Genomic DNA, 26,413 nt, shown 5'->3' with positions numbered 1-26,413 from the left:
AGACGGAACAGCAGGCTGAGCCACTGGACCTTTCCCGTGATCGACCTGTGCGAGCCCGTCCACCGGGCGCCCCTAGCGATGCCGAAAGAGGAAGGCTTCTACCAGGGATTGACCAGGCAGTAACGAATCAACGCCTGTTCGACACTTTGCGTTTGCCGCAAAACCAGCTCGACTGCGATGGCGTTATCCGCTGCGAAGACTTCGTAGAAGACCCGATAGCCGTGAGTGTTGAATTCACGATACTGAAGTATGCCCAGCTCGCTGGCCTGCTGGCTGGACGGGTAGGCCAAAGGCGCACCCGCCAGCCTGGAGGTGATGGTGTCGACCAGCGCGACGATCTGATTGAGAGCGGCTTCTGTGCCCAAGTACACGGCCAGGTGGTGAACCTGATCTTCGATGCTTTGTGATGCGGTTTCGGTGAAGCGAACGCTGAATGTGCTCATTCGTTCGCGTCGCCATCCTGGATGAATCGGCCTGCCAGGCGAGCCTTCAGCTCGTCTGCAGAAGAGTGCTTGCCCTGGGCATATTCGCGGGAGCCCATGGCCAGCAGTTTCACCAGCGCGACCGTCTCGTCGCGGCGCTTGCGGTCGGCATAGGACTCCACCACGTAGGCCGGCACGCCATTGCGGGTTACCACCATCGGCTCGTCGAGCTGCAGGTCGGCCGCGTGTTTCTTCAGGTAGCTGATCGTTTCAACTCGCATAAGGACTCCTCTTTGCACTACCACCCCATGTCAGCGGGTAGCCAGCGATGCGTTGCGCAGCACTATAGACCAAATTCAGACCAAATTTAGTCTGCCAAACCCGACTCCTACGGCGCCCCGAATACCGCCGTCCAGTAGATCCCCGCGTCGCTGTTGTCGTCCTGCGCATAGGCCGCGCCCATTTCGCGGAACTGGGGGTTCATCAGGTTGGCGCAGTGTTCGGGGCTGGCCAGCCAGCCGTCGAGCACCTGCTGGGCGCTGATGTGCGCGGCGGCGAGGTTTTCGCCAATCAGGCTGGCGCTGTAGCCGGCCAGCTCGGCGCGGTCGCCGGGGATTCGCCCGTCCTTGTCGCGGTGGGCGAAGAAGTTGCCGCTGGCCATCGCGCGGCTGTGGGTGTCGGCGGCGCTGGCCAGGGCGTCGTTCCAGCCCAGCGGCTCGGTCGCCGGCTGGGCCTGTTTGCCGCACATCCGCGCCTGTCCGCGTGCGGCATTGATCAGTTCCAGCAGGCGCCGGCCTTCCTGTTGCCAGTCGCCGAGTCGGGCCTGCTGTTGCGGTCGCGCCAGGACGATGCGCCAGTTCTGTTGGACCTGGCTGACGCCGATATCCAGGTACTGCGGATCGAGCAGCACGCGGCAGAAACTTTCCCGCAGCGCCTTCATCGCCGCCTTGGCGTCCGGCGGCCCGCTGAGGCGAATGGCTTCGGCGCTTTGCAGCGGGTAGGCATTGCGCTCCAGTGAAGCCTCCCAATCCTCGTCGGGGCTGACCAGCCGCGCATCGGCCCTGAGCGGCGGCAGCGCCGTGGCGGGGGCGTCGGCGCAGCCGTTCACCTCGCTACGGTAATCATTGATGGCCTGGATCAGTTGCTGCGTTTCATCGGCCGCCACGTTGGCGATGAACAGCAGGGCCAGCAGCGGGGCAAAGGCAAGCATCGGTGCGCGGGCGGGCATGGCAATCTCCTTTTGCGGATGCAGTTGTGATCCGGCAAAGGGCGCGGGGTTTCCGGTGGATTTGGTTGCCCCGCCAACCGCTCGGGCGATCCGGCTTGCCTTTTGTGATTTATAAATCACTATTAGCGCATGCTTGAGATCAAACAAACGGAAACCTACAGGGCGTGGGAACGCCGACTCGGGGACAGCCGGGCGCGAGCCGCCATCGCGGCACGGATCTTCCGCCTAGCCAACGGCCTTGCGGGTGACGTTTCGCCTGTTGGCGGTGGCATCAGCGAGCTTCGGATTCACTACGGCCCCGGGTATCGGATCTATTTCCAGCAGCGCGGCAACGAGCTGGTAATCCTGTTATGCGGAGGCGACAAAGCCTCCCAGCAACGCGACATCGAGACAGCGAAGCGCCTTGCACTGGCGTGGAGAACGCAGCCATGACCGAACAACTGTATGCCTACGATCCTGCCGAGGCGCTGGACAGCCCCGAAGCCATCGCGATTTTCGTCGCGGATGCGATGGAAACGGGGGACGCCGCCTATATCGCCAAGGCGCTGGGCATCGTCGCCAAGGCGCGCGGGATGAGCGAACTGGCCAAGGAAACGGGGCTGGCCCGCGAGCAGCTTTACAAGTCACTCAGCGAGGGCGGCAACCCGACGCTCAAAACCTTTCTCGCGGTTTTGCGCGCGCTGGGGCTCGAGCCGACGGTGAGGCTTCGGTAGTGCAGCGTGGCTAACGAGGTATCCCGTAGTTCTTTGGGTGGAAGATCGCTGCGCGAGTCTTCCACCCTACCGGTCACAGGCAGTTGCCAGCACAGCCGCCGCGCGCGCAGGCCGGCGCTTCGGGATTCTTCAGGACGCGGCTATTGACCACCCCGGCGGCGCTCATCAGTTTGGTGACCGGGGTGTTGTCGGGAATCGCGGCATCGTCGGGCAGCGAGCAGCAGGCGGCGCGCAGGTCGCCCCAGGTCTTCGGGCTGAGCGCCATCGGGTGGTGGACTTCGTAGACCTGGCCGTTGGCTTCGCAGCGGTAGTCGTAGGTGGGCATGCAGGCTCTCCTTATGGGCGTTACGGGCGGCCCTACTCTACCGCTTCGTCCGCTACGGCTTAAGCCTCGGCGGGGCCGGGCATGCCGACCCGGCCGTTGCGGCGCAGCGCTTCAGTCGCGCAGGCGACTGAACACATAGTCGTGATCCTTTTCCGGCGTATGACAGGCGAAGCAGGCGCTCTCGGCCTTGTCACCCACCACGCGTTGCGCCGGGTCGCCGGCGGCAAACCCTTCGAAGCCCCAGCCGCCGGTGCCGGGGTATTTCGCCGCGTCCCTGTGCATCACGCCCAGCACCTTGCGCGGGCCTTCGGTCAGCGCGCTGTCGGCGCGTTGCGCCTCCAGCAGATCGAAGACAATCACCGCGCCATCCGGGAACTTGCCGGCCTTGTAGCCTTGCAGGGCCGGGGCGTTGGCATACAGGTGGTGGATGCCGCCGAAGCTCTCGAACAGCGGGTGCCCCTGCTCGATGACCATGCTCTTGACGTGGTGCCAGCTTCGATAGTCCTCGGGATAGGGCACTTCGGGGTCGGCCGCCAGGGCCGCACTGAGGGGAACCGCGCTCAACAGGGCAAACAGTAGGGGCTTCATGACATCGCCTCGCTTGACGCCGGAAAGGACGCGCGCCTGGCACGCCCGGGAGAGCGCTCGACGTCGCCAATTTCCGCCCGCCCGCGGGCCGCTCCGTTCGAGTCGCCGTCCGATCAGACTAGCAGCGCAGCGACCCTGCGGGCCCGGGCGCGGCGCGCACGCCTCACGCCCGGTACAATGCCGCCCTCTCCCGCCCGCGCCCTCCGGAGCCCTTGCATGTTCACCCTCGCCCACCTGGACACCCCGCCGCCCGAGTCCCTGAAAGCCCAGGTGCTGCAGATGGTGGTGGATTACCTGAGCGACATCAGCCCGGTGTCGCTGACGCCGAGCAATCCGCTGTATCAGCTCTATCAGTACGTGGTGGGCTTCGAGGTGCATCGCTACCTGGAGCGCATGGACGGCGCGCAGCCGGGCCAGCCGAAACTGATGCTGGCGCTGGACGACGAGGACCCGGCGCGGGTGCTGGGTTTTGCCCTGTACCTGCCCTATGTGGACGATCCGCAGGCCTGCGCGCTGCTCTACCTGGCGGTGCAGGCCAGCCACCGCCAGCACGGCATTGGCAGTGCGCTGGTGGCGGAGATGATCGCCCGCTATCCCCACGCGCAGGTGGCGTGCGTGGCCGGCAAGGCGCCGTTCTTCGAGGCGCTGGGTTTCCAGGCCCTTGCCGCCCACGGCCCGCAGGTGGTGCTCAACACCCGCCGCGAGGCCAGTCACGGCGCGCTGGCGGTGCAGGATCTTGAGCCGATCTTCCAGTCCACCGAGGTGCGGCAGATCCACAGCTATCTGCTCAAGCAGCATGGCCGCGACGCCATGGGCGACGCCGAGCGCAAACGCGACCGCCTGCTCGACCAACTGGCGCGCCAGGCGCAGGCCTATGTGGAGGAACGGCGGGCGACGCGCTTGCATTGATGCCCGCCACGCGGCGTGGGTGGGGCGGACAGCGCCTGGCTGACCGCCGCCGGTGCACGCCTATCGAACCCCGCTTAGAAGCGGTAGTTCAGTCCCAGATTGTAGCCGGAGACGTCTTCATGCATCCGCTGGTATTCGACGGTCAGCGCCAGCGAATCACCCAGTCTCAGCTCGCCACCGGCACCCAGCGTGGTTCCGGTTTCTTCGGCCGAGCCGCTGAGCGTGTACAGCGGCCAGCCCAAGCTCTGCCCGTGGAAGTCGACTGACAGGCTGTTCACACCGGCCATGCCGTAGAACGAGAAGGCGTCGGTGACCGGCACCCGGCCCTTGAGCACGACGGCCCAATAACTCTTGACTTCGTACGTCACCAGCACGCCCGAGTCGTACTGCTCGTCATCCCCGGCGTTGATGCCGTAGCGGCCTTCGACGCTCAGGTTGGGCGCGATCTCGACCCCCGCGTGGAAGGTCGTGATGGGCAGCGTGTAGTCGGCCGTGCCCCCGTCCAGCGTCATGTGCGAGTAGCCCACGCCTACATACACGCGCGGCGTTTCATCGGCTTGGGCAATGCCACAGGCCAGCACAAAGGCACCGGTGGTCATTAAGCCCAAGGTCTTGATTGCGTTCATCATTTCTCCATAACAGGCAAGTACTTCCTCAGTGATGGCATTGTGACTTCATGGCTGTTTTGTGCTCAACACTCATCGCCCCGCCCAGGCCGCAGCTCGTGACGCAGTTCACGGTCGATAGCGGCCCTCGCTCATTTATCAATCCGTCACGGACGGTTTGTATGGGGCGACTCAGCCAGTTGCCTGTCCGCCCGGCGCGCCATAGCACCCACGGGTGATCGGCGGGAACGAAAGGGCCCGCGACCGCAAATCAGTAGATTCCGATCAGCAAAAGACCTCAGAGCCCGCCAATGCCGGCGATCAGCAGATGAGGCAGCGGCTTGCATGCTGCCCGCCGGCCGGCCGGCCGGCCAGGGCGGGTGCCGATGGCGGCCAGCAACCGGACTGGCGCAGCGACGACGATGACCGCCACCAACGTACGGAGATGGGGGGAGGCGCCGCCGCCATCGCTCGGCATGCCGATCATGCCGGCGACCAACCTGCTACCCGCTCAGGCGGTGGTGCTGAAGGTGTGGTTCGCGCCGCCGCCATCCTGAAGCGCCTGCAGCAGAGCGGCGGTGGTCGCCTGCAGAGCGGCGGTTAGGTCGGCGATCTGCAACTGCAGGGCCGCCACCGCCGCCTCGTTGCTCGCCGCGTCGCTCCCGCTGGCCAGCAGTCGGTCCAACTGCTGGTGCAGTTCGCGGAGCCGCTCCTGCAGTTCGGCAATCTGTTCCCGCAGGCGCTCGATGAACTCCGACGACACACTCCGCGCCTCGCCCCGGGCGCGTTCCCCGGGCGTCGTGGCGAAACCGTGCAAGCGACCGACGGCCGACGCGTCGTCCGCCTGCGCGCTGTCTCGCGACACGTCAGCCGGACGGCCCGGACCCACTCCAGTGCTGCTGGAAGGAATGCTGAGCATGACGTACACCCCGGAAAGAGCCACCTTAACCCTCTATCGGCACGGCGGTGGGATTGTTGAGCGGTACCGAGCGGGGCGCACGGGTGGCTATCGTGCATTCCCATATGCCCTCCTCCGCGGCCGGCCTGGCGCTGGCCAGCGATTGCCAGCTCAACCTGATCCTGCGGCCCGGCGGGCGTATACTCGCCGCCTCATTTCAAGCCGGGGGTCGGTATGGCGGTCGATCTGGCACGCACCTTTCTGGAGATCGTGCGCTGCGGCAGTTTCGTGGGCGCGGCGGAACGTCTGCACCTGACCCAGGCGGCGGTGACGGCGCGCGTGCAGACGCTGGAAAGCCAGCTCGACTGCAGCCTGTTCGTGCGCAATCGTTCCGGTGCGCGGCTGACGCCCGATGGCGAAGCGTTCGTGGAGTTCGCCAGCCGCATGGTGCAGGCCTGGGACGAGGCGCAGCAGGTGTTGCCGCTGCCGGCCGAACGTGCCGAAACGCTGCACCTGGGCGGCGAGCCGAGCCTGTGCGCTCCATTGATGCTCAAGTGGGTCTGCGCCCTGCGCCAGGCGCTGCCGGGGCTGGAGGTGCATAGCCGCAGTGGCGCCGGAGCGAGCCTGGTGCGCGAGCTGGAGGACGGCAGGCTGGATGCCGTCCTGGTCTACCAGCCGCTGTACGGGCCGGGCCTGCAGAGCGAATTGCTGATGGAGGAAAAACTCATCCAGGTACGCAACCCGCGACAACCGGCGCCCTACGTGTATGTGGACTGGGGCGATGAGTTCCGTCGCCGGCACGACGCGGCCCTGCATGACCTCGCGCATCCGTCGCTGAGCTTCGACCTCGGCCCGCTGGCCCTGCAGTTCCTGCTGGAAGCCGGCGGCAGCGGCTATTTTCGCAGCCGCGTGGTGCAGGGCTACCTGGAGAGCGGCGTGCTCGAACGGGTTCCGCTGGCGCCGGAGTTCACCTACCCGGTCTACCTGATCTACGCCCGCGAGCGCTGCTCGGTAACCGTTGCCCGCGCCATCGACTGCGTGCGGGACGTTGTCGGCGAGTCGGGCGACTGGTCGCCGCTGCTCTGAACAAAAAACGCGCCGCATGCGGCGCGAAGGGGAGCGTCCGTCCCTGGACGTGGGGGAAAACTCAGGCCTCCAGATGGAAAGGTCGCGGGTCTTCGAACGGCACCTCGACCACGCGCTCGCAGCGCAAGCCGGTTTCCTGTTCCAGTTGTCGCGCCGCCGGCGGATCGTCGGCGAAGGGCTGCAGGGCGGCCTGGCGCAGGTCGGCGTCGGGGGTGCGCAGCACGGCCAGGCACAGCCCGCCGACCAGCACGGAAAGAAGCACGAAGATCATCAGGCACGAGCCTCCAGGGCAAGGGGTAACGGGTTCACCTGACCGGCGCGCACGGTGCGCCAGCTGTTCCAGACCATCAGCAACATGCCGCTGGCGAAGATGGCGCCGCCGAACAGGCGGATCATCAGGCCGGGGTGGCTGGCTTCCAGCGCCTCGACAAACGAATAGGTCAGCGTGCCGTCCTGGTTCACCGCGCGCCACATCAGACCCTGGGTGATGCCGTTCACCCACATCGAGGCGATGTACAGCACGGTGCCGATGGTCGCCAGCCAGAAGTGCGCGCTGATCAGCCGGCTGCTGTACATGCGCTCGCGCCCCCACAGGCGGGGAATCATGTGGTAGAGCGTGCCGATGCTGATCATCGCGACCCAGCCGAGGGCGCCGGCATGCACGTGGCCGACGGTCCAGTCGGTGTAGTGGGACAGCGAGTTGACCGTCTTCACCGCCATCATCGGGCCTTCGAAGGTGGACATGCCGTAGAACGCCAGCGAGACCACCAGGAAGCGCAGGATCGGGTCGTCGCGCAGTTTATGCCAGGCCCCGGAGAGGGTCATCATGCCGTTGATCATGCCGCCCCAGCTGGGCGCCAGCAGAATCACCGACATCACCATGCCGAGGGTCTGCGCCCAGTCGGGCAGCGCGGTGTAGTGCAGGTGGTGCGGGCCGGCCCAGATGTACAGCGAGATGATCGCCCAGAAGTGCACGATGGACAGCCGGTAGGAGTAGATCGGCCGCTCGGCCTGTTTGGGCACGAAGTAGTACATCATGCCGAGGAAGCCCACCGAGAGGATGAAACCGACCACGCTGTGGCCGTACCACCACTGGATCATCGCGTCGGTGGCGCCGGAATACACCGGGTAGGACTTCAGCCAGCTCACCGGGGTGGCGATGTGGTTGACGACATGCACCATGGCGGTCACCACGATGAAGGCGCCGTAGAACCAGTTGCCCACGTAGATGTGGCTGACGGTGCGCCGGGCGATGGTGCCGAAGAACAGGTAGGCGTAGGCGATCCACACCAGCGTGATCCACAGGGCGATCGGCCATTCCATCTCGGCGTATTCCTTGGAGGTGGTGTAGCCGAGCGGATAGCTGATCAGCATGGCCACGATGGCCGCCTGCCAGCCCCAGAACACGAAGCGGGCCAGGCCGTCCGAGACCAGCCGCGCCCGGCTGGTACGTTGCACCACGTAGAAGGAGGTGGCGAACAGCGCGCCGCCGCCGAAGGCGAAGATCACCAGGTTGGTGTGGATGGGCCGGATGCGTCCGAAGCTGGTCCAGGGCAGGCCGAGATTGAGCTCCGGCCAGACCAGCTGGGCCGCGATGACCACGCCCATGGCCATGCCCACCACCCCCCAGAACAGGGTCATCAGGGTGAATTGACGTACGACGGCGTAGTTGTAGGAAGGGGAAGGAAAGGAATCGTCTGCGGGGATCATTACCGGGAGTCCTATGCACGCTGGGAAGCCTGTCAGCACGACTCGTCGGGCCGGCTCTGCGGCCGGTACCCCTGGTCAGACACGCCCATGCGGCAGCGCAGACCTTCCGACTGACAGGCCTGGCTAGTGTGTCGATCCGGTTAAATCAAAACAAACTAATAATATTTGAATATAACTTTACTAATTCTTATTTATCACCCATGCACCGCCATCCTAGCCGCCCGCGGCTGCTGCGCCCCATGATCAGAATCAAGCACCGCGACCTCTGCGAGGCAGCCTTTCCTGCGCCACCGGCACACGTATAATCATTCCCATTTGCTGCCGAGCCCTCCCCTATGTCGTCCTCTGCCCACGCGCACCACCTCCTGGCCATTGAAGACGATCCCGTGCTGGCGGCCCACCTGAAGGCTTCGCTGGAGCATCGCGGCTATCGGGTCACCCTCGCCCAGGAGGGCGCGGCCGGTCTGACCCTGGCGCGCGACTGCGCGTTCGACCTGATCCTGTTGGACATCCTGCTGCCCAAGCTGGACGGCCTGGAGGTGCTGACCCGGCTGCGCAGCCAGCGCCGCACGCCGGTGCTGATGATGTCGGCGCTGGGCGACGAGGTGCACCGCATCCAGGGGTTCGACTGCGGCGCCGATGATTTCCTGCCCAAGCCGTTCAGCATCGAGGAACTGCAGGTGCGCATCGCCGCCATCCTGCGCCGGGTGGCCTACGAGCGGGAGCAGCCGCTGCCGCAGGCCGACGGCGACCTGCTGTTCGATGACGAGCGCTGCGACCTGCGCCACGCCAAGCGCTGGGTCGGCCTGACACCGACCGAGTACCGTCTGCTGCGCCTGCTGCACAGCTCGGCGGGCGAGGTGCTCAGCAAGCCGTTCCTCTACCAGCAGGTGCTGCATCGGGGGTATTCGCAACACGACCGCAGCCTGGACATGCACGTCAGCAACCTGCGCCGCAAGCTGGCCCGCGAGGAGATTGTCCGACTGCGCCTGGACGCGGCCTGGGGCAAGGGCTACCTGCTCACCCGGCTGGACAGCTGATGCCCACTCGCCCGATTCCCGGCCGCCACTCGCTGTTCTGGCGGCTGAGCGTGCTGCTGGCGGCGTTCTGTGTCGCGATGATCGGCGCCAGCCACTACCTCGGCGCCCATATCAATCGACAGACCTCGTTTCTCTCCGCGGAGGCGCGCCAGACGCTGGAACGCTACGCCGCCGAGGCCGCCGACGCCCAGCGGCGCGGCGAGCCGGCGCTTCTGCAATGGCGCGACGCGCTGCTGCAACGCGAGCCCGGCTGGGCGGTGCTGGTCGATCACCATCTGCAGCCCCTGGCGCCGCGCGAGCTCGATGACGAGGATATTGACCGGCTGCGCCGCGCCCGTGACTACGAGCGGCCCATCAGCCGCCGCGCCGAGGCGCTGCCGATTGTCAGCGTGCCGTTCGGCGAGCAGCGCGACCTGCTGGTCCTGCGCCTGCCGGATCGTTTTCATCCCTGGCAGCACCAGGCCCTGCTGACCGCGCTGGGCGTCTACCTGCTGCCGGTGCTGCTGTCGCTGTTGTTCGGCGCGCGGCTGTACCGGCTGCTGATCTCGCCGCTGGAACGCCTGAGCCACAAGGCCCGCGCACTGGCCGCCCAGCCGCTGGAAACCCTGGTGCCCGCCGAGCTGGTGCGCCGCCAGGACGAACTCGGCACCCTCGGCCGCTCGCTGGAACACCTCACCGGGCGGCTGCGCGGCTCGGTCACCCAGCAGCGGCAGTTGCTGCGCGACCTGTCCCACGAGCTGCGCACGCCGCTGAGTCGCCTGCGCGTGGCCTGTGAAAGCCCGCTGGACGGCGATGAACTGCGCGCCCGCGTGGACCGCGAAGTGAACGGCATGCAGCGGCTGGTCGATGCGGTGCTGGAACTGGCCTGGCTGGACAGCGAACAGCCACAGTTTCCCTGCGAGCCGGTGGACATTGCGGCGCTGTGGGAGCTGCTGTGCGACGACGCCTGTTTCGAATCCGGCTGGCCCCGGGCGCGCCTGCAGGCGCAGATTCCGGACGGCTGCCAGGTGCTGGGCCATCTCAACACCCTGGCCCACGCGCTGGAAAACATCCTGCGCAACGCCATTCGCCATTCGTCGCCGCGGGGCAGCGTGCGGCTCACCGCGCGGCGCGACGGTGACGACTGGCAACTGTGCATCGCCGACGACGGCCCCGGCGTGCCGGAGGAGGATCTGGAGAACATCTTCCAGCCCTTTGCCCGCCTCAATGCCTCGCGCCCCGGCGGCGACGGCTACGGCCTGGGCCTGGCCATCGCCCGGCGCCTGATCCAGCTGCAAGGTGGAACCCTGCACGCCCGCAACGGGCAGCCGGGGCTACGCCAGGTCGTTCGGCTGCAATCTGTATAGATTGTAAATGCACTTTACTCCCATTTGAGAACGAATAGCATTTGCTCCCGCCGCGGGACGCCCCATGTCGATGGGCCACCCCAAGCATCAAGGCTCACAGCCGAACACGCCCGGATCGAGGCGCCGCTTCTCAGGGGAGCAGTCGCAGGCCTTAGGGTCCTTCGCCTGCGAGAAGAGGCATCGCGAACCACCGGCGAGCGCTGACAGGGCCATGGCGAACACATCAAGAATTGGGAGCAACCATGTCACGCATTACCCGCCACACCGCTCGTCCCGTGTTCCAAAGAACCCTGCTGGCCGCCACGCTGGCCTCCCTGGCGTGCTCCGTCACGGCCCAGGAGAAGGTGCTGGGCCCGGTGGTCGTTTCGGCCTCCGGCTTCGAACAGAGCGTCAAGGATGCTCCCGCGACCATCTCGGTGATCACCGCCGAGGAACTGAAGAAGAAGTCCTACACCGACGTCACCGACGCGCTGAAGAACGTGGCCGGGGTGCAGATTTCCGGTGGCGGCGTCGAGCAGTCGATCCGTATTCGCGGCATGACCGCCGACTACACCCTGTTCCTGGTCGATGGCCGTCCCATGCAGGGCAATGACGCCTTCGGCCTCAACGGCGGCCAGGCCGGCACGCCGATCAACTTCCTGCCGCCGCTCGAGGCCATCGAGCGTATCGAAGTGATCCGTGGCCCGGCGTCCTCGCTGTATGGCTCCGATGCCATGGGCGGCGTGGTGAACGTCATCACCAAGAAGGTGCACAACACGTTCTCCGGCAGCATCACCACCGAGTACACCCACGCCCCGAGCAGCAACGAAGTCAACGAAGACGGCCACCAGACCAGCGCCTACCTGAACATGCCGCTGCTCAAGGACGTGCTGTCCCTGCAACTGACCGGTGCCTTCCAGCACCAGGATGAAAGCGAGTTCGTCGGCAGCGGCGACAGCTCCGCCAGCGACCCCGACTATGACAAGTGGAGCGCCGGCGCCAAGCTGGGCTGGAACATCGACAAGCGGAACCTGGTGACCCTGGGCTACACCCAGACCGAGCAGGAGCGCACGGCCAACCCCGGCAAGAGCCTGGATCCGACGGATGATCCGTCGTACAGCGAGTCGATCCAGAAGAACTACTACCTCACCCATGAAGGCCGCTTCGACGACCTGCTGGTGAACTCCTACATCAACTACGACACCAGCGAGAACCCGAGCCGGGTCAATGCCAACACCGGCAACGGCATCGAATTCGATGTGCTGACCGTGAATACCCAGGGCACCTACTTCCTGGGCAACCACGCCCTGACCGGCGGCCTGACGCGCAAGGAAGAAACCCTCACCGACGGCGCCACCAACGGCCTGAAACCGCCGGTCGTACCGGTGGCCGACGCCGTGGTGGAGATGGAGCGCTACCAGAACTCCGTGTTCCTGGAGGACAACTGGAACCTCACCGACGACCTGATGCTGACCTTCAGCGGCCGCTACGACGACAACCAGAAGTTCGGCGACCACTTCAGCCCGAAGGTCTACGCGGTCTACCACCTGAACGAGAGCTTCACCGTCAAGGGTGGCGTGACCTCGGGCTACAAGGCGCCGAGCCTGCGCCAGAGCGCGACCGATTTCGGCGCCACCTCCATGGGCGGCGTGATCATCGGCAACCCGGAGCTGACGCCGGAAACCAGCCTGAACCGTGAGATCGGCCTTGCCTACGAGGATCACGACCTGGGCCTGCTGACCACCGTCACCGCCTACGTCACCGACTTCGAGGACAAGATCAACCGTACCGGTCGCGTCTGCCTGCAGAACCAGTCCTGCATCTACAACGGCACCTCGTACCCGGCCCACCAGTACGGCTACACCGCCTACGAGAACATCGACGAAGCCGAGCTGCGCGGCGTCGAGTGGACCCTGGATTACCGCATCCTCGACAACCTGAACTACCGCCACAGCTACACCTTCACCGAGACCGAGCAGAAGTCCGGCGCGTACAAGGGCGAGCCGCTCAACGACATGGCCAAGCACATGTTCAACGCCTCGCTGGACTGGCAGGTCACCCAGCAGTGGAACCTGTGGACCCAGTACAACTACCGCGGCGAAACCAGCGGTCGCTGGCAGACCGGCACCAGCGGTTCGGCCAGCAACGGCGTCACCTACCCGGCCTACAGCTTCGTGGACGCGGGCGTGGTGTTCAAACCCGCCAAGAACACGATGCTGAAGGCGGGCGTGTACAACGTGGCCAACAAGAAGGTCACCACCGACGAGGACTACGCGTTCAACCTGGATGGCCGCCGCTTCATCATCGGCCTGACCCAGAGCTTCTGAGTCCCGCCCCCGACACCCCCTGCCGGTCTCCGCCAGGGGGTGTCGTGCGTTTCGCGGCCAGCCCGAGGCGTTCCGAGGTATCAGCATGATCAAACACGACGGGTATGTGACGGACACGGCCTACCCCGCGCATTTCCACCGGGAGCTCCAGCCGCTCTGGCTGGCCACCCAGGCCTTGGCACAGGGCGCCGCCCCACCCGACCTCAGCGGGCCGTATGCCTATTGCGAGCTCGGCTGCGGAGTGGGCGTCAATCTGCTGGTCAACGCGGCCACGCAACCGCACGCCCAGTTCGTCGGCGTGGACGTCAACGCGCGGCACCTGGCCGTGGCGCGGCGGGCGGCGCAGCAGCTGGGGCTGACCAACCTGCGCTTCATTCACGCCGACTTCTCCAGCTTTGCGCGCAGCAACAGCCTGTTCTTCGACCTGATCGTCAGCCACGGGGTCTGGTCGTGGATTTCCGCTGCGCAGCAGCGCGATGTGCTGGCGCTGGTCGGGCGTTTCCTGAAGCCGGCGGGACTCTTCTACCTGCATTACCAGTGTCATCCGGGAGCCACCCGGATGCTGCCGGCGCAGAAGCTGCTCAACGAGCTGGCGCACCACCTGACCGGTTCGGCCACGCAGAACGTGCAGGCCGGGCTTGCCTTGCTGGACCGGCTGGACGGCGCCGGCATCTTTCATGACCAGCCCGACGTCGGCGCGCGCCTGCAGGCGTTGCAGCGGCAGGATGCGGCCTATCTGGCCCATGACCTGCTGAACGATCACTGGAGCCCCCAGCACTCGGCCGACCTGCACCGCCAGGTGTCCCGGGCCGGCCTGACCTACCTGGCCAGCGCCGACCCGTTCGAGAACCTGGAAAGCCTGTCCGTTCCCGGCGCCATTCAGCCGGTGCTGGCCGGCATCCGCATCCCGTCGGTGCGCGAGCTGGTGAAGGACCTGGCGCGCCATCAGCACCAGCGGCGCGACCTGTTCCAGAAGCAGCCCGTGGCCCTGTCGGCCGAGGCGCACCTGGCCGCGTTGGGCGCACTGCGCCTGGCGCGACTGCCCCAGGCGCCCGGCAGCGGCGCGGTCGAGTTCCGCACGCCGATCGGCGCCATCAACGGCCCGAGCGAGCTGTTCAGTCCGCTGCTGGAGCGCCTGGCGCAGGGCCCGGCCCGCGTCGACGCGCTGAGCCAGCTTCCCATCTACAGCGGCAAACCGGCGCTGCTGATGCAGTCGCTGCAGATGCTGATGTGGCAAGGCTACGCCCACCCCCTGCGGCAAGACGCCCATGACAGCGCCGCCACCGCGCAGGCCCTGCAGCGCTGGCTCGACCGGCAGGATCTGCGGATCGACGTGGTGAATGCCTGCGCCACGGCGGTTCACCGTCCCCTTTCCTTTTCCCATGACTAAGGACATTCCGATGCGCCTGTCCCATCCCGCGTGGCCCATCCTCTGGCGGTGCCTGGCCGCCATCCCCGGCGGCTACCTGTTCACCTACACCGCCACCGCCGCGCTGGCGCGCCTGCTGCCGCTCGGGCGCTATGACGCGGTCATGGCCACGACCCTGCTGTCGTTCGCCCTCTACACGGCGTTCATCCTCTGGGCCTTCGCGGTGCACTCGCCGCGCCGGCTGGCCCTGGGCGTGGCGCTGAGCCTGCCGCTGGCGCTGATCGGCTTCTGGCCGCACCTGCTGGAGGTGCTGGCATGAAGCCGCGCAGCCTGACGCAATCCATGTCCTGGCTGCACACCTGGTGCGGCCTGCTGCTGGGCTGGGTGCTGTTCGCCATCTTCCTGACCGGCACCCTGGCGGTGTTCGACCGCGAGCTGAACTGGTGGATGCAGCCGGAGCTGCCCGCCAGCCCGGCCACGCAGAGCGCCGCGGCGGAAACCGCCCAGCGCTGGCTGGAGCGCGAGCATCCGGACGCCGCCACCTGGAACATCGGCCTGCCGACCGAGCGTTCACCGGTGCTGAGCGTCAGCCATGGCGACCAGCGCCGCGGCGAGCGCACCCTGCTCGACGCGCACACCGGCGAGGCGCTCGACGCCCGGCAGACCGCCGGCGGCAGCTTCTTCTTCCGCTTCCACTTCACGCTGCACATGCCGCGCAACCTCGGCATCTGGCTGGTGGGTTTCGCGGCCATGGCCATGCTGGTGGCGATCATCAGCGGCATCGTCATCCACAAGAAGATCTTCAAGGACTTCTTCACCTTCCGCCCGGCCAAGGGCCAGCGCTCCTGGCTGGACGGCCACAACGCCAGCGCCGTGCTGTTGCTGCCGTTCCACCTGATGATCACCTACACCGGCCTGGTCATCTTCTTCCTGATCTACATGCCGGCCGCCATGGACGCCCTGTACGACGGCGACCGCCAGGCCATGCAGCGCGAGGCGCGCGGCGTGAGCCAGCAGGAAGCCGGCGAGCGCCGTGGAGAAGGTCGTCCGGAGGGCGCCCTGCGGGGCGAAGGCCGTGGCGCGCGCCCGCTCGCGGACGCGCCGCTGCTGCCGCTGGCGGAGTTCATCGCCAAGGGGGAGGCGCACTACGGCGCCGGCATGCTCTCGGCGCTGTCGGTCAGCAACCCCGGCCAGGCCGATGCCCGCGTGACCGTGCGCCCGCTGCTGGGCAGCCGCATCGAGCTGACCAAGGGCGAAGGCCTGGTGTTCCACGGCGTGAGCGGCAAGCTGCTGCAGGCGCCGGCGCCGTCGCGCGCCAGCCAGCTCACCCAGCGGGTGATGGCCGGCCTGCACTTCGCGCAGTTCGGCGGCTATCCGATGCGCTGGCTGTACTTCCTCTGCGGGCTGGTGAGCTGCGTGATGATCGCCAGCGGCCTGGTGCTGTACACCGTCAAGCAGCGCAAGCAGGCCAAGGGTTCACGCACCTTCCTGAGCATCGCCGAACGCCTGAACATCGCCAGCGTGGCCGGCCTGTGCGTGGCCTGCGTGGCGCTGCTGTGGGCCAACCGCCTGCTGCCGGCGGAACTGGCCGCGCGCGGCGACTGGGAGGTACGGGTGTTCTTCGGGGTGTGGCTGCTCGCGCTGCTGCATGCCGCCCTGCGCCCGGTGTTCCCGGCCTGGCGCGAACAGGTCTACCTGGCGGCCGCGCTGTGCATCGCCCTGCCGTTGCCGGGCCTGCTGACGTCCTTGCCGAGCGACAGCCTGCGCCTCGGCGTGGAGGTCACCAGCGTGCTCCTCGGCCTGTCGCTGGGCTGGCTGGCGTGGAAGATCCCCGCACTGGCCAGCACCGAACCTGTGGCCAAACCACGTGCCACACGCCTTGCCGGAGCCCAACCATGAGCGCCCTCGCCCTAGCGCTAAGCCTGACCCTGGCCTATGCCGGCATGCTGCTGCTGTGCCTGGGCATGGAACGTCACTGGAAGCAGCTCGCCAGCCCGCGCCTGCCCGCCCGACTGCGCCGGGCCTGCACCCCGCTGGGCGGGGCGCTGCTGGCCCTGGCCGTGTCCGGCTGCGGCCTGATCTGGCCGGCGGGCATGGCCTGGGTGGCCGGGTTCGGCATGATCTCGCTGGCCGGTCTGGCGCTGCTGCTGCTCCTGCCCTATGCGCCGCGCGTGGCCCTCGGCCTGCCGGTGCTGGGCGCCGCCGCCTGCGCGGTGCTGGCGCTGTAGGACGGACAACCGTCCGGCCGCCGCTCGCCACGGCGGCCTCATTCCATCAGCATGTCGATCATCAGCGCGTTGGTGTACACCGTCGCCCCGTCGCTGGCCCGGTGGCCGACGATGTGGAACTGCCCGCGCTGGTCGTCGTCGCGCAGGTAGACGCGCAGGCGGTAGTCGGCGAGCGGCCCGCATTCGGGCGGGGGCTTGAGGTCGAAGGAGTGCGGATCGACATCGATCCAGGCTTCCTTCTCGCCGCTTTGCCGCAGGCGCTCCTCGGCCTGCTCCAGGTTCAGGTGGTCGGTTTCGCTGATGAAGAAGTGCATCTGCCCCATGGGTTCGGATTGCTCTTGCGGGCCTGGTTTGCACCAGCTTTCGATGTCGTATGCGCTCATGGCGAAACCCTTCCTTTCGATGACGGCCTGTTGAACATAGGCCGCGCCACCCCCGGCCAGTTCCCGCGCGGCTCCGGGCTGCACTGCTAGGGTTTCTGTCAGCCCCGCACGGAGACCCACCCATGAACAGGAACACGCTGATTGCCCTGCTGCTGACGTCACCCCTCGGCCTGGCGCACGCCGAGACCCGGGTGGAGCGCATCGACTACCGGATCGACGGCCAGCCCTATCAAGGCCTGCTGGTCTACGACGACGCGGTGACCACCCCGCGCCCCGGCCTGCTGATGGTGCCCAACTGGCTGGGCGCCACCGAGCGCGCCGCGGAGAAGGCCGCCCGCGCCGCCAGTGACAAGTACGTGGTGTTCATCGCCGACCTGTATGGCAAGGACGTACGGCCCAGCGGCCCGGATGAGGCCGGCAAGGCGGTCGGCCCGCTGCGCGCGGATCGCCCGCTGATGCGCAAGCGCGTGCAGGCCTCGCTGGACGAGCTGCTTAAGCGCACCGACCGGGTGAACACGCAGCAGGTCGGCGCCATCGGCTTCTGCTTCGGCGGCGGCGCGATCCTGGAACTGGCCCGCAGCGGCGCGCCGCTGAAGGCCTTCGTGTCCTTCCACGGCAATCTCGACACGCCGAATCCCGCCGACAACGGCAACATCCAGGGCCGCGTGCTGGTGCTGCACGGCGCCGACGACCCGGCGGTGCCCAAGCAGCAGGTGGACGATTTCGTCGCCGCGATGCGGCAGACCGAGGTGGACTGGCAACTGGTCAGCTACGGCAACGCCGTGCACTCCTTCACCGACCCCTACGCCAGCGTGCCGGGGCGCAACGAGTACCACCCGGTGGTGGCCGAGCGGGCGTTCAAGGCGATGAATGATTGGTTGGATCAGGCGTTCGAGAACCAGGCCCGTCAGTAGTTGCACTTTGGCATTACCGGCGGGATCGGCGACACTAGCGGCGTCGCCGTTTTCGCCTGCAGGACTACCCATGCCGCTCAGTCTCCGGGAAAAGAAACCCACCCCTTTCGCGCTGCTCGCGTTTATCCAGCTCTGCCTGGTGCCGCTGATCCTGCTGGCCACGGTGCATCTGGTCGGCTTCCTGCTGGAACTGGAGGGCCAGGGCAACACCGACTGGCGCCTGCCGCTGAACATCCTGTTCGGCGTGATGCTGGTGTGCGCGCCCTTGCTGCTGCTGAGCGCATTTGCCTGCGCCTTCGCAGGGCTGCGCGCCGGGCGGCAACGCATCGCCAACGCCCTGCTGTTGCTGGTGAGCCTGGCGGGCGGGGTGGTGATGGCGGTGGTTTATCTGCATTGAGGGCTCGGCATGGATAGCAGCAAAGAGCTAGCATCCCGCCGAACCACCCCCACCTGAGTACGCACCATGTCGCTGGCAGTGTTGCTCCTGTTCCTGCTGTGCCTGATGGCTCCTGTCGCCACCCTGTTCATCCATATCCAGCGTGAACGCTCAGCCCGTCGGCGCTCACCGCTGACGGAAGATCTGCTACGCAACCCCGCTCACTCCCTGAGCGAAAAGCGCCTGGATCTGGCGTTCGATCTGTTGTCGACCATCGCAATCGCGGTACTGGTGGGTGGTTTCGCGGTCAGCGTGCAGCTGCAATCCTGGATCGATCCGCAGCAGATACGGTTCAACAACTCTTCGATCTTTTTCCTCGTCTGTATGGCGGGAACCCTGTGCTGGTCGGTCATTCGCACCCTGCGACTGGCCAAACAGCTGTCCGCCACCCGCAAGGGCTACGAGGGGGAATTGGCTACCGCGCAACTGCTCGGCCCGTTACTGGCCGAGGGCTGGCAGCTCTTTCACGATATTCCGCTGCCGCGCGGCAACATCGACCACGTGCTGCTCGGCCCCGGGGGCGTGTTCGCCGTGGAAACCAAGTACCGCTCCAAGCCCACCGACACCAAGGGAAAGGACAGCGCCCGAGCCCTCTACGACGGGCAAGCGATTCAGTTCGCCGGCGGTGCGAAGGAGCGTCTGCCCATCGAGCAGGCGCAAGCCGTCAGCCAGGCGCTCGCAAAGGAATTGTCCGGCCGGCTGGGCGAACCGGTCTCCGTCAATCCCGTGGTCGCACTGCCGGGTTGGTTCGTGTCGCAAACCACCAAGGCGCGTCCGTCGGTGGCGGTGATCAATCCGAAAAGCCACGGCCTGTTCAAGTATCAGCAGAGCCTCGATCCCAAGGCGCAGGAACGCATCGCCTTCCAACTCGGCAAAATGGTCAGCCTTAAGGCCGAAGAAGTTCGCTGAGCCGCCGGGCGAATCCCAGTCAGCCCCCGCGACGCTTTGCCGCTACAATGGCCGCCCTTTTTCGTGCCCCCCGAAGCCTGATCGCCATGTCCCTGCCCAAGCACCACCTCGAACTGCTCAGCCCCGCCCGCGACACGGCCATCGCCCGCGAGGCGATTCTGCACGGGGCGGATGCCGTGTACATCGGCGGGCCGAGCTTCGGGGCGCGGCACAACGCCGAGAACAGCGTCGAGGACATCGCCAAGCTGGTGGAATTCGCCCACCTGTTCCATGCGCGGGTGTTCGTCACCCTCAACACCATCCTGCACGACGACGAGCTGGAGCCGGCGCGCGCGCTGATCCACCAGCTGTACGACGCCGGCGTGGACGCGCTGATCATCCAGGACATGGGCATCATGGAGCTGGACATCCCGCCCATCGAGATCCATGCCAGCACCCAGTGCGACATCCGCACCCTGGAGAAGGCGCGCTTCCTCGGCGACGCCGGTTTCAGCCAGCTGGTGCTGGCCCGCGAGCTGAACCTCACGGAAATCCGCGCCATCCACGCGGCGGTGGACACCACCCTGGAATTCTTCATCCACGGTGCGCTGTGCGTGGCCTTCTCGGGGCAGTGCTACATCTCCCATGCGCAGACGGGCCGCAGCGCCAACCGCGGCGACTGCTCGCAGGCCTGCCGCCTGCCCTACACCCTGAAGGACGACCAGGGCCGCGTGGTGGCCTACGACAAGCATCTGCTCTCGATGAAGGACAACAACCAGAGCGCCAACCTGCGCGCGCTGGTCGAGGCCGGCGTGCGTTCCTTCAAGATCGAAGGCCGCTACAAGGACATGGGCTACGTGAAGAACATCACCGCCTATTACCGCCAGCGCCTGGACGACATCCTCCTCGAACGCCCGGACCTGGAGCGCGCCTCCCATGGCCGCACCGAGCACTTCTTCGTCCCGGATCCGGACAAGACCTTCCACCGCGGCAGCACCGACTACTTCGTCACCGACCGCAAGGAAGACATCGGCGCCTTCGACTCGCCGACCTTCACCGGCCTGCCGGTGGGCGAGGTGCTCAAGGTCGGCAAGCAGGACTTCGTGGCCGTGACCCACGAGCCGCTGTCCAACGGCGACGGCCTGAACGTGCTGGTCAAGCGCGAGGTGGTGGGCTTTCGCGCCAGCGTGGTGGAGCTGCAGCAGCAATTCATCGAGGACGGCGCCCAGCGCTGGCAGTACCGCGTGGAGCCCAACGAGCTGCCGGCGGCCCTGCGCCAGTTGCGCCCGCATCACCCGCTGAGCCGCAACCTGGACCACAACTGGCAGCAGGCGCTGCAGAAGACTTCGTCCGAGCGGCGCATCGGCCTGACCTGGAAGGCCGAACTGAGCGAGCGGCGCCTGACGCTGACCGCCACCAGCGAGGACGGCGTGCGCGTCACCCAGACCCTGGAAGGCCCGTTCGGCGCGGCCAACAAGCCGGAGCAGGCGCTGGAGCAACTGCGCGATCTGCTCGGCCAGCTGGGCACCACCATCTACCACGCCGACGCCGTGGAGATCGAGGCGCCCTTCGTGCCCTTCGTGCCCGCCTCGCAGCTCAAGGGCCTGCGCCGCGACACCGTGGAAGCGCTGACCGCCGCCCGCGTGCCGCGGCATCCGCGCGGCTTGCGCAAGTCGGTGGCGGTGCCGCCGCCGGTGTACCCGGAGTCGCACCTGACCTTCCTGGCCAACGTCTACAACGACAAGGCCCGCGCGTTCTACAAGCGTTTCGGCGTGGAGCTGATCGACGCGGCCTACGAGGCCCACGAGGAAACCGGCGAGGTGCCGGTGATGATCACCAAGCACTGCCTGCGCTTCTCCTTCAACCTGTGCCCGAAACAGGCCAAGGGCGTGACCGGCGTGCGCACCAAGGTCGCGCCGATGCAGCTGGTGCACGGCGACGAGGTGCTGACCCTGAAGTTCGACTGCAAACCGTGCGAGATGCACGTGATCGGCAAGATCAAGGGCCATATCCTCAACCTGCCGCAACCGGGCAGCCAGGCCACCCAGGTGGTGGCCAGCATCACCCCGGAAGACCTGAAGAAAACCATCCGCAACAGACCTGGGCGTTGACCCGCCCCGACCCACGCCGCACAAGGAAGTCCCATGCGCCGTTCAGCACTGCTGCTCCTGCCAGCCCTTCTGGCGTTGGCAGCCTGTACCCAGAGCCAGCGAATCACCATCGACCAGCCGCCCGGCCACCGCGCCAGCGCCGTGGCGCATTACCTGGAAGCCTGCGACCGTCCCATTCACACCCCGAGGGACCTGCTGAGCCTCCTGTACCCCGAGAAGATCACCAAGGAATTCCACGCGTCGACCTCGGCTCCCGGCACCCTGGTCGTCCCCTATGAGGTCCGTCACGGCACCTGCATCCGCATGCTGCGCGGGCTGACGCTGTTCAGCACCCCGCCCGGCGTCGACCGCCCCCTGGACGTGTTCGGTTTCAGCATCAATCCCGAACACCCGGAGCCGCAGGCCACCGAGTTCAGCGTCGAATGCCATCGGCGACCCATCCCGCGCCCGTTCAATGCCATGGAAGAGCTGTACAACTGCCATCGGCCCGGCAGTAACGAGCGCAACTGGCACAGCATTCCCATCGTTTCCACACCCGAGCTGCACCCCTTCCATGTGCGGGTAGACCTGCACGCCCACGCGCCCAGCGAGGTCTATGAGACGCCGTACTCCTGGGTGACCATCGACGGCAATTCCTATCCCTACACCACCGCGTGGGATGGGCAACGGCCCCGAGTGGAGCTGCGGGACTTCCGCCTCGGCGGCAGGACCTGCCACAGCTACCCCGCCTGCGACTACGCCGTGGAGCCCTCGGTAGCCCTGGAACGGGCCCACCTGCACAACAGACTGAGTCTGCTGTTTCTGCTGCGGATCGGCTCGGAAAAAATGCCGACCCCGCAGCCGCTGTTTCCCGAATGGATCAGCCGTCAGGTTGAGGTCATCAGCCGCTGGGACTGGGAGCAGGAGGAGCAGTGGCTGCTGGTCCTGCGCGGCGGCATGCGGCCCGAACTGGCCGACGACCCCGCCTGGGAGCCCCTGCTGAGGGAATCACCCGAGGCCCACTACCAGCGCTGCCTGGAGCGTTTTGACCAGCTGCTGCCCCCGCTGCGTAAGGATTATTGCGCTGCCTGCCTATAACCACGTTCGGTAGGGGGTCGACGACGTTTTTTTGACCGCCAGCACGGAGTGCACCGATGCCACGTCCGGTGGCCAACGCGGTGCGTTGACCACCCTACGGTCAGCCCGTCTGCGCCGCCCCCAGGTTCGGCGGCGCAATGCGCAGCATGGCCACCGCGCAGATCAGCAGCCCGCCCAGGGCCAGCAGGCCGCCGACCCAGCCGATGCTGTCCAGGCCGACCTGGCGGGTGACCAGGCTGCCCAGCAGCGCGCCGGCGCCGATGCCCAGGTTGTACAGCCCGGAGAACAGCGACATGGCCACGTCGGTGGCGTCCGCGGCGAATTTCAGCACCCGCGACTGCAGCGCCAGGGTGAAGCACAGGATGGCGATGCCCCAGACGAAGCACAGCAGACCCAGCAGGCCCAGGCTGCCGGACAGCGGCTTGAGCAGCAGCAGGCTAAATGCCAGGGCGCCGATGGCGCCGAGCAGGAACGGCCGCGAGTAGCGCGGGCTGTAGCGACTGAACAGCAGCGAGCCCACCAGCCCGGCGGCACCGAACAGCAGCAGCAACAGGGTGATCTGGTTGCCGACGAAGCCGGCGATCTCGCGGGCGAACGGCTCGATGTAGCTGTAGGCGGTGAACTGCGCAGTCACCACCAGCACGGTCAGCCCATACACCACCACCAGCGCCGGGCGTTTGAAGAGGATCGGCAGGCTGCTCAGCGAACCGGCGTTCTGGCTCGGCAGCAGCGGCAGCGTACGCGCCAGCACGAGCGCGGTGAGCAGCGCCAGCCCGCCGATGCCCAGGAAACTCATGCGCCAGCCCAGCCATTCGCCGACCATGCGCCCGAGCGGAACGCCCAGCACCATGGCCAGGGTGGTGCCGGTGGCCAGCAGGCCCAGCGCCTGCGCCTCACGGCCTGCCGGCGCGACGCGCAGGGCCAGCGAGGCGGTGATCGACCAGAACACCGCGTGCGAAAAGGCGATGCCGATGCGGCTGGCCACCAGCGCTGGGTAGCTCCAGGCCACGCTGGACAGCAGGTGGCTGAGAATGAACAGCCCGAACACGCCCATCAGCAGGCGGCGCCGCTCCAGGTGGCGGGTCAGCAGCATCAGCGGCAGCGAGGTCAGCGCCACCAGCCAGGCATAGAGGGTGAGCATCAACCCGACCCGCGCCGGCGGCAGGCCGAAGCTGGCGCCGATGTCGGTGAGCAGCGCCACCGGCACGAACTCGGTGGTGTTGAAGATGAAGGCGGCCAGGGCCAGCGCAGCCACACCGAGCCAACTGCCCGGCTGGGCGGGATTCGAAGTCATCATGGATGGGTAAAACCAGGCGGCAGAGAGGGCCGAAATGCCTGCGGACGCAGGCGGGGGAAGGCGCGCATTCTAAGAGCCCGGCCAGGCCGGTGCAAACCGCGCCGTCCCAACGGTCAAGGGGACGCCAGGCGTGCCGATCCGAGGCCTGGATGCCACGTCCTGCGGGGCGCAGGAACGCCCCATTTCGGGGCACTCTCCACCCCCGGACGGGCCTGCCGGAGCGCCGCGCAGAGCCGCGTTCCCGGTGCGGCATCAACGTCACGATTTTTCTGAAAACCGGGTCTTTGCGCCGATTCGGCAACCCTGTACTCTCGCTTGCTGCCACTTAGCCATTAGCGTTGACGGATCCCGCCAACGCCGGGCTGTGGGCGGACCCCGGCGCCGCCGGGCCAGGACCGATGCAGCCTTGGGCCAGGCATCGGACATTCAAGGATATCGACGCATGACGACCCCCGCAGACACCGTCCCGAAAACCATCATCAAGATCTTTCCCGAGACGATCGGCAGCTTTGCCCGCAACCCTGCGGAGCTGCCCGCGCCGAGCGCCGCGCCGAACGCCTTCACGCAGCTCTGGAAATGGTTGTGGCTTCCCCTGCTGGTGGCGTGCGTGCCGGCGTTTCTGTTCGGCCAACTGGCGGCGGGCATCGCCTGCCTGGCGCTGGGGGTGATCCTGCTGGTGCTGGCGCTGCTGCCAGCCAAGCGGCAGGTCGAACCGCGCGCGGAACTCGACGCCTTCTTCGACGAGGACGGCCTGCACCTGCCCGCCGAGGTGGTGACCCTGGGTGACAGCTTCATTCCCTACGCGGAGATGACTCGCATCCTGACCCTGGACCTGCCTGCCCAGGCCGGCAAGACGGTGGTCTGGTGGCGCCAGTACCAGATTCATACGCGCCGGCCGCTGGAAAAGCCCCACGTGGAGATCAACACACTGCGCTCCCTGGACTCGGTCGTTTCCGTGCTGAACCGCCTCAAGCGCCTGCCGACCACCCGCCATATCGACATTCCGCCGCCCGTCGAAGCTGCTCCGCCGGCCGGCGCCAAGAGCAAGGAAATCCGCCTGCGCTGAATACCGCGCTCCGGTCGGGCCGCACCCGCAGGCTGCTCGCAATGGGCTAGCCTGCCGGGTAGCACGCAGCCGGGAGAAAATCATGTTCAAGGTCAAGCGCAGCGGCGAGAGCCGCGTCGATCTGGAGATCTACGGCAAGCTCGACGGCGAGGCCATGGGCCAGCTGCTCGACAACCTGTACAACGCCTCCACCGACCTGCGCCATGGCCGGCTGCTCTTCCGCCTGGACGCCTTCGACCTGCCCACGCTGGGCGCCTTCGCCGTCGAGCTGGCGCGCCTGCCGCAGCTGTTCCGGCTGGTCCATCGCTTCCAGCGCTGCGCCGTGCTCACTGACACCGCCTGGCTGCGCACCGCCAGCGAAGTGGAAGGCGCGCTGATCCCGGGCCTGCAGGTTCGCGCCTTCCGCAGCGACCAGGAGCTGGACGCCGAAGACTGGCTCAATGAAGCCTGAGCCGCGCCGAACCGGCTCTTTTGTAGGAGCGGCTTCAGCCGCGATTGAGGCGCAGCATCGCGGCTGAAGCCGCTCCTACAAAATGCATTACGGTGGCGCACACCGATATCAACCCAGCCAGTGAATGCCCGCACGAATCCGTGGTCGCATCTGAACCACCACCACGGAGGATCCACCCATGGGCCTATTCGATCTGATCAAGGAAAAACTCGGCATCGGCCGCGACGCACACGCGGCGGAGCGTCCGGCGGGCGCGCCGCCATCCGGCACCACCACTGCGGCGGGCGGCACCACCGTCGACTCCGGCGTGGTGCCGCCCAGCCCGACAGCCGCACCCGGCGCCACAGCCGCGCCGGTCAGCCAGGTCGACGTGGCCGCCAAGCTGGAAAGCATGGCGGCCACGCATGCAGAGCAGTTGAACTGGCGCACCTCGATTGTCGACCTGCTCAAGCTGCTCGGCCTGGACAGCAGCCTGGAAGCCCGCAAGGAAATGGCCACCGAACTGGGCTGCCCGCCGGACAAGATGGCCGACTCGGCGCAGATGAACCTGTGGCTGCACAAGGAAGTCATGAAGCGCCTGGCCGAGCACGGCGGCACCATCCCGCCGGAACTGCTGTGACCTGACAGCGGGCTGCAGTGGCCGCAGCCCGCTGCCTCCGGACTCAGGAGGCAAACAGCGCGTGGGCGTTGTCCAGGTGCTGGTCGACCAGCCATTTGCCATGGGCCAGGGAAACCTGCTCGGCCTTGTCCAGCTCGGCCATCAGCGCCCGGTCGTGGGGCAACGGCAGGCGCCGGGTGCTGCGCCCGTCCGGCGCGGTGATCCGGCAACCCGCCGCCCAGGGCAGCGGACTACCTTCGTACTGCACGACGTCGGCGACGATGGTGTGGTCTCGGTAGGTGCAATGCAGGCGTTGCATGGCCAGGCCCTCGCGGATAGCCCGTGGTCCTGGGAGGCTGGCCCAGCCTGGCACTCCCCGCAAATGTCTTCCGACGAAAGCGGCGAGGCCCGGCACCAGC

At 67.0% G+C, this 26,413-nt stretch carries 31 protein-coding genes; 19 read left to right on the top strand and 12 right to left on the bottom strand.

The genetic code is table 11. The annotated features are described in order from the left end of the window. Window positions 1-98: 98 nt before the first annotated feature. The 3 genes from VL129_RS03655 to VL129_RS03645 form a co-directional block, all read right to left on the bottom strand. Complete coding sequence (locus VL129_RS03655) at window positions 99-443, bottom strand: type II toxin-antitoxin system RelE/ParE family toxin (RefSeq protein ID WP_325410179.1); 345 nt, start codon at window positions 441-443, stop codon at window positions 99-101. Then, window positions 440-703, bottom strand: a complete 264-nt coding sequence (locus VL129_RS03650; protein WP_325410177.1) for a type II toxin-antitoxin system Phd/YefM family antitoxin — start codon at window positions 701-703, stop codon at window positions 440-442. The genes VL129_RS03655 and VL129_RS03650 overlap by 4 nt, the downstream gene beginning before the upstream one ends. 107 nt (window positions 704-810) lie before the next feature. Then, window positions 811-1,650, bottom strand: a complete 840-nt coding sequence (locus VL129_RS03645) for a CAP domain-containing protein (RefSeq protein WP_325410175.1) — start codon at window positions 1,648-1,650, stop codon at window positions 811-813. 129 nt (window positions 1,651-1,779) lie between these two features. Between VL129_RS03645 and VL129_RS03640 the strand changes: the two genes are divergently transcribed. Both VL129_RS03640 and VL129_RS03635 read left to right on the top strand, forming a co-directional pair. Next, window positions 1,780-2,082 (top strand): type II toxin-antitoxin system RelE/ParE family toxin, encoded by a 303-nt coding sequence (locus VL129_RS03640; protein ID WP_325410173.1) that lies wholly within the window; start codon window positions 1,780-1,782, stop codon window positions 2,080-2,082. After that, window positions 2,079-2,363 (top strand): addiction module antidote protein, encoded by a 285-nt coding sequence (locus VL129_RS03635; RefSeq protein ID WP_325410171.1) that lies wholly within the window; start codon window positions 2,079-2,081, stop codon window positions 2,361-2,363. The genes VL129_RS03640 and VL129_RS03635 overlap by 4 nt, the downstream gene beginning before the upstream one ends. Before the next feature lie 73 nt (window positions 2,364-2,436). On the opposite strand, the gene VL129_RS03630 is transcribed toward VL129_RS03635, so the two are convergent. Together VL129_RS03630 and VL129_RS03625 are read right to left on the bottom strand one after the other, a co-directional pair. Further along, a complete protein-coding gene (locus tag VL129_RS03630; RefSeq protein WP_325410169.1) occupies window positions 2,437-2,688 on the bottom strand; it encodes an FmdB family zinc ribbon protein in 252 nt (83 codons plus the stop codon). 111 nt (window positions 2,689-2,799) lie between these two features. Next, window positions 2,800-3,276, bottom strand: coding sequence for a cytochrome P460 family protein (locus tag VL129_RS03625; protein WP_325410167.1), 477 nt, complete (start codon window positions 3,274-3,276; stop codon window positions 2,800-2,802). Between the two features lie 216 nt (window positions 3,277-3,492). Between VL129_RS03625 and VL129_RS03620 the strand changes: the two genes are divergently transcribed. Beyond that, entirely contained in the window at window positions 3,493-4,185 is a 693-nt protein-coding gene (locus VL129_RS03620; RefSeq protein WP_325410165.1) for a GNAT family N-acetyltransferase, read from the top strand. A 74-nt stretch (window positions 4,186-4,259) separates the two neighbouring features. Here the strand turns inward: VL129_RS03620 and VL129_RS03615 are convergent, their stop codons facing one another. After that, the gene (locus VL129_RS03615; RefSeq protein ID WP_027591522.1) at window positions 4,260-4,811 is read right to left on the bottom strand and encodes a porin family protein; all 552 of its coding nucleotides are present in this window, start codon (window positions 4,809-4,811) and stop codon (window positions 4,260-4,262) included. A 490-nt stretch (window positions 4,812-5,301) separates the two neighbouring features. Beyond that, window positions 5,302-5,709 (bottom strand): hypothetical protein, encoded by a 408-nt coding sequence (locus VL129_RS03610; RefSeq protein ID WP_325410163.1) that lies wholly within the window; start codon window positions 5,707-5,709, stop codon window positions 5,302-5,304. A 213-nt stretch (window positions 5,710-5,922) separates the two neighbouring features. Between VL129_RS03610 and VL129_RS03605 the strand changes: the two genes are divergently transcribed. Next, complete coding sequence (locus tag VL129_RS03605) at window positions 5,923-6,774, top strand: LysR family transcriptional regulator (RefSeq protein ID WP_027591521.1); 852 nt, start codon at window positions 5,923-5,925, stop codon at window positions 6,772-6,774. 61 nt (window positions 6,775-6,835) lie between these two features. Here VL129_RS03605 and VL129_RS03600 read toward each other — a convergent pair whose 3' ends face one another. Together VL129_RS03600 and ccoN are read right to left on the bottom strand one after the other, a co-directional pair. After that, on the bottom strand, window positions 6,836-7,045 hold the full coding sequence (locus VL129_RS03600) for a hypothetical protein (protein WP_037009630.1): 210 nt from the start codon (window positions 7,043-7,045) through the stop codon (window positions 6,836-6,838). Continuing rightward, a complete protein-coding gene (ccoN, locus tag VL129_RS03595) occupies window positions 7,045-8,484 on the bottom strand; it encodes a cytochrome-c oxidase, cbb3-type subunit I (protein ID WP_325410157.1) in 1,440 nt (479 codons plus the stop codon). Before ccoN ends, VL129_RS03600 begins: the two co-directional genes overlap by 1 nt. A gap of 335 nt (window positions 8,485-8,819) precedes the next feature. Here ccoN and VL129_RS03590 point away from each other — a divergent pair, with 335 nt between their 5' ends. The 7 genes from VL129_RS03590 (at window position 8,820) to VL129_RS03560 (ending at window position 16,773) form a co-directional block, all read left to right on the top strand. After that, complete coding sequence (locus tag VL129_RS03590) at window positions 8,820-9,524, top strand: response regulator transcription factor (protein WP_325410155.1); 705 nt, start codon at window positions 8,820-8,822, stop codon at window positions 9,522-9,524. Beyond that, window positions 9,524-10,870 carry an ATP-binding protein gene (locus VL129_RS03585; RefSeq protein WP_325410153.1) on the top strand — a complete coding sequence of 449 codons (1,347 nt, stop codon included), beginning with the start codon at window positions 9,524-9,526 and terminating at the stop codon, window positions 10,868-10,870. The genes VL129_RS03590 and VL129_RS03585 overlap by 1 nt, the downstream gene beginning before the upstream one ends. A 242-nt stretch (window positions 10,871-11,112) precedes the next feature. Beyond that, window positions 11,113-13,176 carry a TonB-dependent receptor domain-containing protein gene (locus VL129_RS03580; RefSeq protein ID WP_325410151.1) on the top strand — a complete coding sequence of 688 codons (2,064 nt, stop codon included), beginning with the start codon at window positions 11,113-11,115 and terminating at the stop codon, window positions 13,174-13,176. Between the two features lie 85 nt (window positions 13,177-13,261). After that, the gene (locus VL129_RS03575; protein WP_325410149.1) at window positions 13,262-14,566 is read left to right on the top strand and encodes a class I SAM-dependent methyltransferase; all 1,305 of its coding nucleotides are present in this window, start codon (window positions 13,262-13,264) and stop codon (window positions 14,564-14,566) included. Window positions 14,567-14,576: 10 nt separating this feature from the next. After that, window positions 14,577-14,864 carry an iron transporter gene (locus VL129_RS03570; protein WP_325410148.1) on the top strand — a complete coding sequence of 96 codons (288 nt, stop codon included), beginning with the start codon at window positions 14,577-14,579 and terminating at the stop codon, window positions 14,862-14,864. Next, entirely contained in the window at window positions 14,861-16,444 is a 1,584-nt protein-coding gene (locus tag VL129_RS03565) for a PepSY-associated TM helix domain-containing protein (protein ID WP_325410146.1), read from the top strand. The genes VL129_RS03570 and VL129_RS03565 overlap by 4 nt, the downstream gene beginning before the upstream one ends. Further along, a complete protein-coding gene (locus tag VL129_RS03560) occupies window positions 16,441-16,773 on the top strand; it encodes a DUF3325 domain-containing protein (RefSeq protein ID WP_325410144.1) in 333 nt (110 codons plus the stop codon). The genes VL129_RS03565 and VL129_RS03560 overlap by 4 nt, the downstream gene beginning before the upstream one ends. Window positions 16,774-16,811: 38 nt before the next feature. Here the strand turns inward: VL129_RS03560 and VL129_RS03555 are convergent, their stop codons facing one another. Beyond that, window positions 16,812-17,156 carry a hypothetical protein gene (locus VL129_RS03555; RefSeq protein WP_325410143.1) on the bottom strand — a complete coding sequence of 115 codons (345 nt, stop codon included), beginning with the start codon at window positions 17,154-17,156 and terminating at the stop codon, window positions 16,812-16,814. A 122-nt stretch (window positions 17,157-17,278) separates the two neighbouring features. Between VL129_RS03555 and VL129_RS03550 the strand changes: the two genes are divergently transcribed. From VL129_RS03550 to VL129_RS03530, 5 genes are all read left to right on the top strand, one after another. Beyond that, window positions 17,279-18,070, top strand: coding sequence for a dienelactone hydrolase family protein (locus VL129_RS03550; protein ID WP_325410142.1), 792 nt, complete (start codon window positions 17,279-17,281; stop codon window positions 18,068-18,070). Window positions 18,071-18,140: 70 nt separating this feature from the next. Beyond that, the gene (locus tag VL129_RS03545; RefSeq protein WP_325410139.1) at window positions 18,141-18,467 is read left to right on the top strand and encodes a hypothetical protein; all 327 of its coding nucleotides are present in this window, start codon (window positions 18,141-18,143) and stop codon (window positions 18,465-18,467) included. A 66-nt stretch (window positions 18,468-18,533) separates the two neighbouring features. Next, the gene (locus VL129_RS03540; protein WP_325410137.1) at window positions 18,534-19,415 is read left to right on the top strand and encodes a nuclease-related domain-containing protein; all 882 of its coding nucleotides are present in this window, start codon (window positions 18,534-18,536) and stop codon (window positions 19,413-19,415) included. 86 nt (window positions 19,416-19,501) lie between these two features. Then, window positions 19,502-21,505 carry a peptidase U32 family protein gene (locus VL129_RS03535; protein ID WP_325410135.1) on the top strand — a complete coding sequence of 668 codons (2,004 nt, stop codon included), beginning with the start codon at window positions 19,502-19,504 and terminating at the stop codon, window positions 21,503-21,505. A gap of 33 nt (window positions 21,506-21,538) precedes the next feature. Next, complete coding sequence (locus tag VL129_RS03530) at window positions 21,539-22,582, top strand: hypothetical protein (RefSeq protein ID WP_325410133.1); 1,044 nt, start codon at window positions 21,539-21,541, stop codon at window positions 22,580-22,582. Window positions 22,583-22,682: 100 nt separating this feature from the next. Here VL129_RS03530 and VL129_RS03525 read toward each other — a convergent pair whose 3' ends face one another. Then, window positions 22,683-23,879: a sugar transporter gene (locus VL129_RS03525; RefSeq protein ID WP_325410131.1), complete on the bottom strand. Its 1,197-nt coding sequence runs from the start codon at window positions 23,877-23,879 to the stop codon at window positions 22,683-22,685. Window positions 23,880-24,321: 442 nt separating this feature from the next. On the opposite strand from VL129_RS03525, the gene VL129_RS03520 reads away from it, so the two are divergent. From VL129_RS03520 to VL129_RS03510, 3 genes are all read left to right on the top strand, one after another. Next, on the top strand, window positions 24,322-24,945 hold the full coding sequence (locus VL129_RS03520; RefSeq protein ID WP_325410129.1) for a hypothetical protein: 624 nt from the start codon (window positions 24,322-24,324) through the stop codon (window positions 24,943-24,945). Window positions 24,946-25,027: 82 nt separating this feature from the next. Then, window positions 25,028-25,396: a SpoIIAA family protein gene (locus tag VL129_RS03515; protein WP_325410127.1), complete on the top strand. Its 369-nt coding sequence runs from the start codon at window positions 25,028-25,030 to the stop codon at window positions 25,394-25,396. A gap of 178 nt (window positions 25,397-25,574) precedes the next feature. Then, a complete protein-coding gene (locus VL129_RS03510; protein WP_325410125.1) occupies window positions 25,575-26,015 on the top strand; it encodes a DUF3597 domain-containing protein in 441 nt (146 codons plus the stop codon). A 43-nt stretch (window positions 26,016-26,058) separates the two neighbouring features. Here VL129_RS03510 and VL129_RS03505 read toward each other — a convergent pair whose 3' ends face one another. Next, window positions 26,059-26,313 carry a hypothetical protein gene (locus VL129_RS03505; RefSeq protein WP_325410123.1) on the bottom strand — a complete coding sequence of 85 codons (255 nt, stop codon included), beginning with the start codon at window positions 26,311-26,313 and terminating at the stop codon, window positions 26,059-26,061. Window positions 26,314-26,413: the final 100 nt, after the last annotated feature.

The organism is Pseudomonas sp. (assembly GCF_035497915.1).
Classification (GTDB): domain Bacteria; phylum Pseudomonadota; class Gammaproteobacteria; order Pseudomonadales; family Pseudomonadaceae; genus Serpens.
Note: the sequence above shows the minus strand (reverse complement) of the source record. Positions and strands in the feature narration are given on the sequence as shown.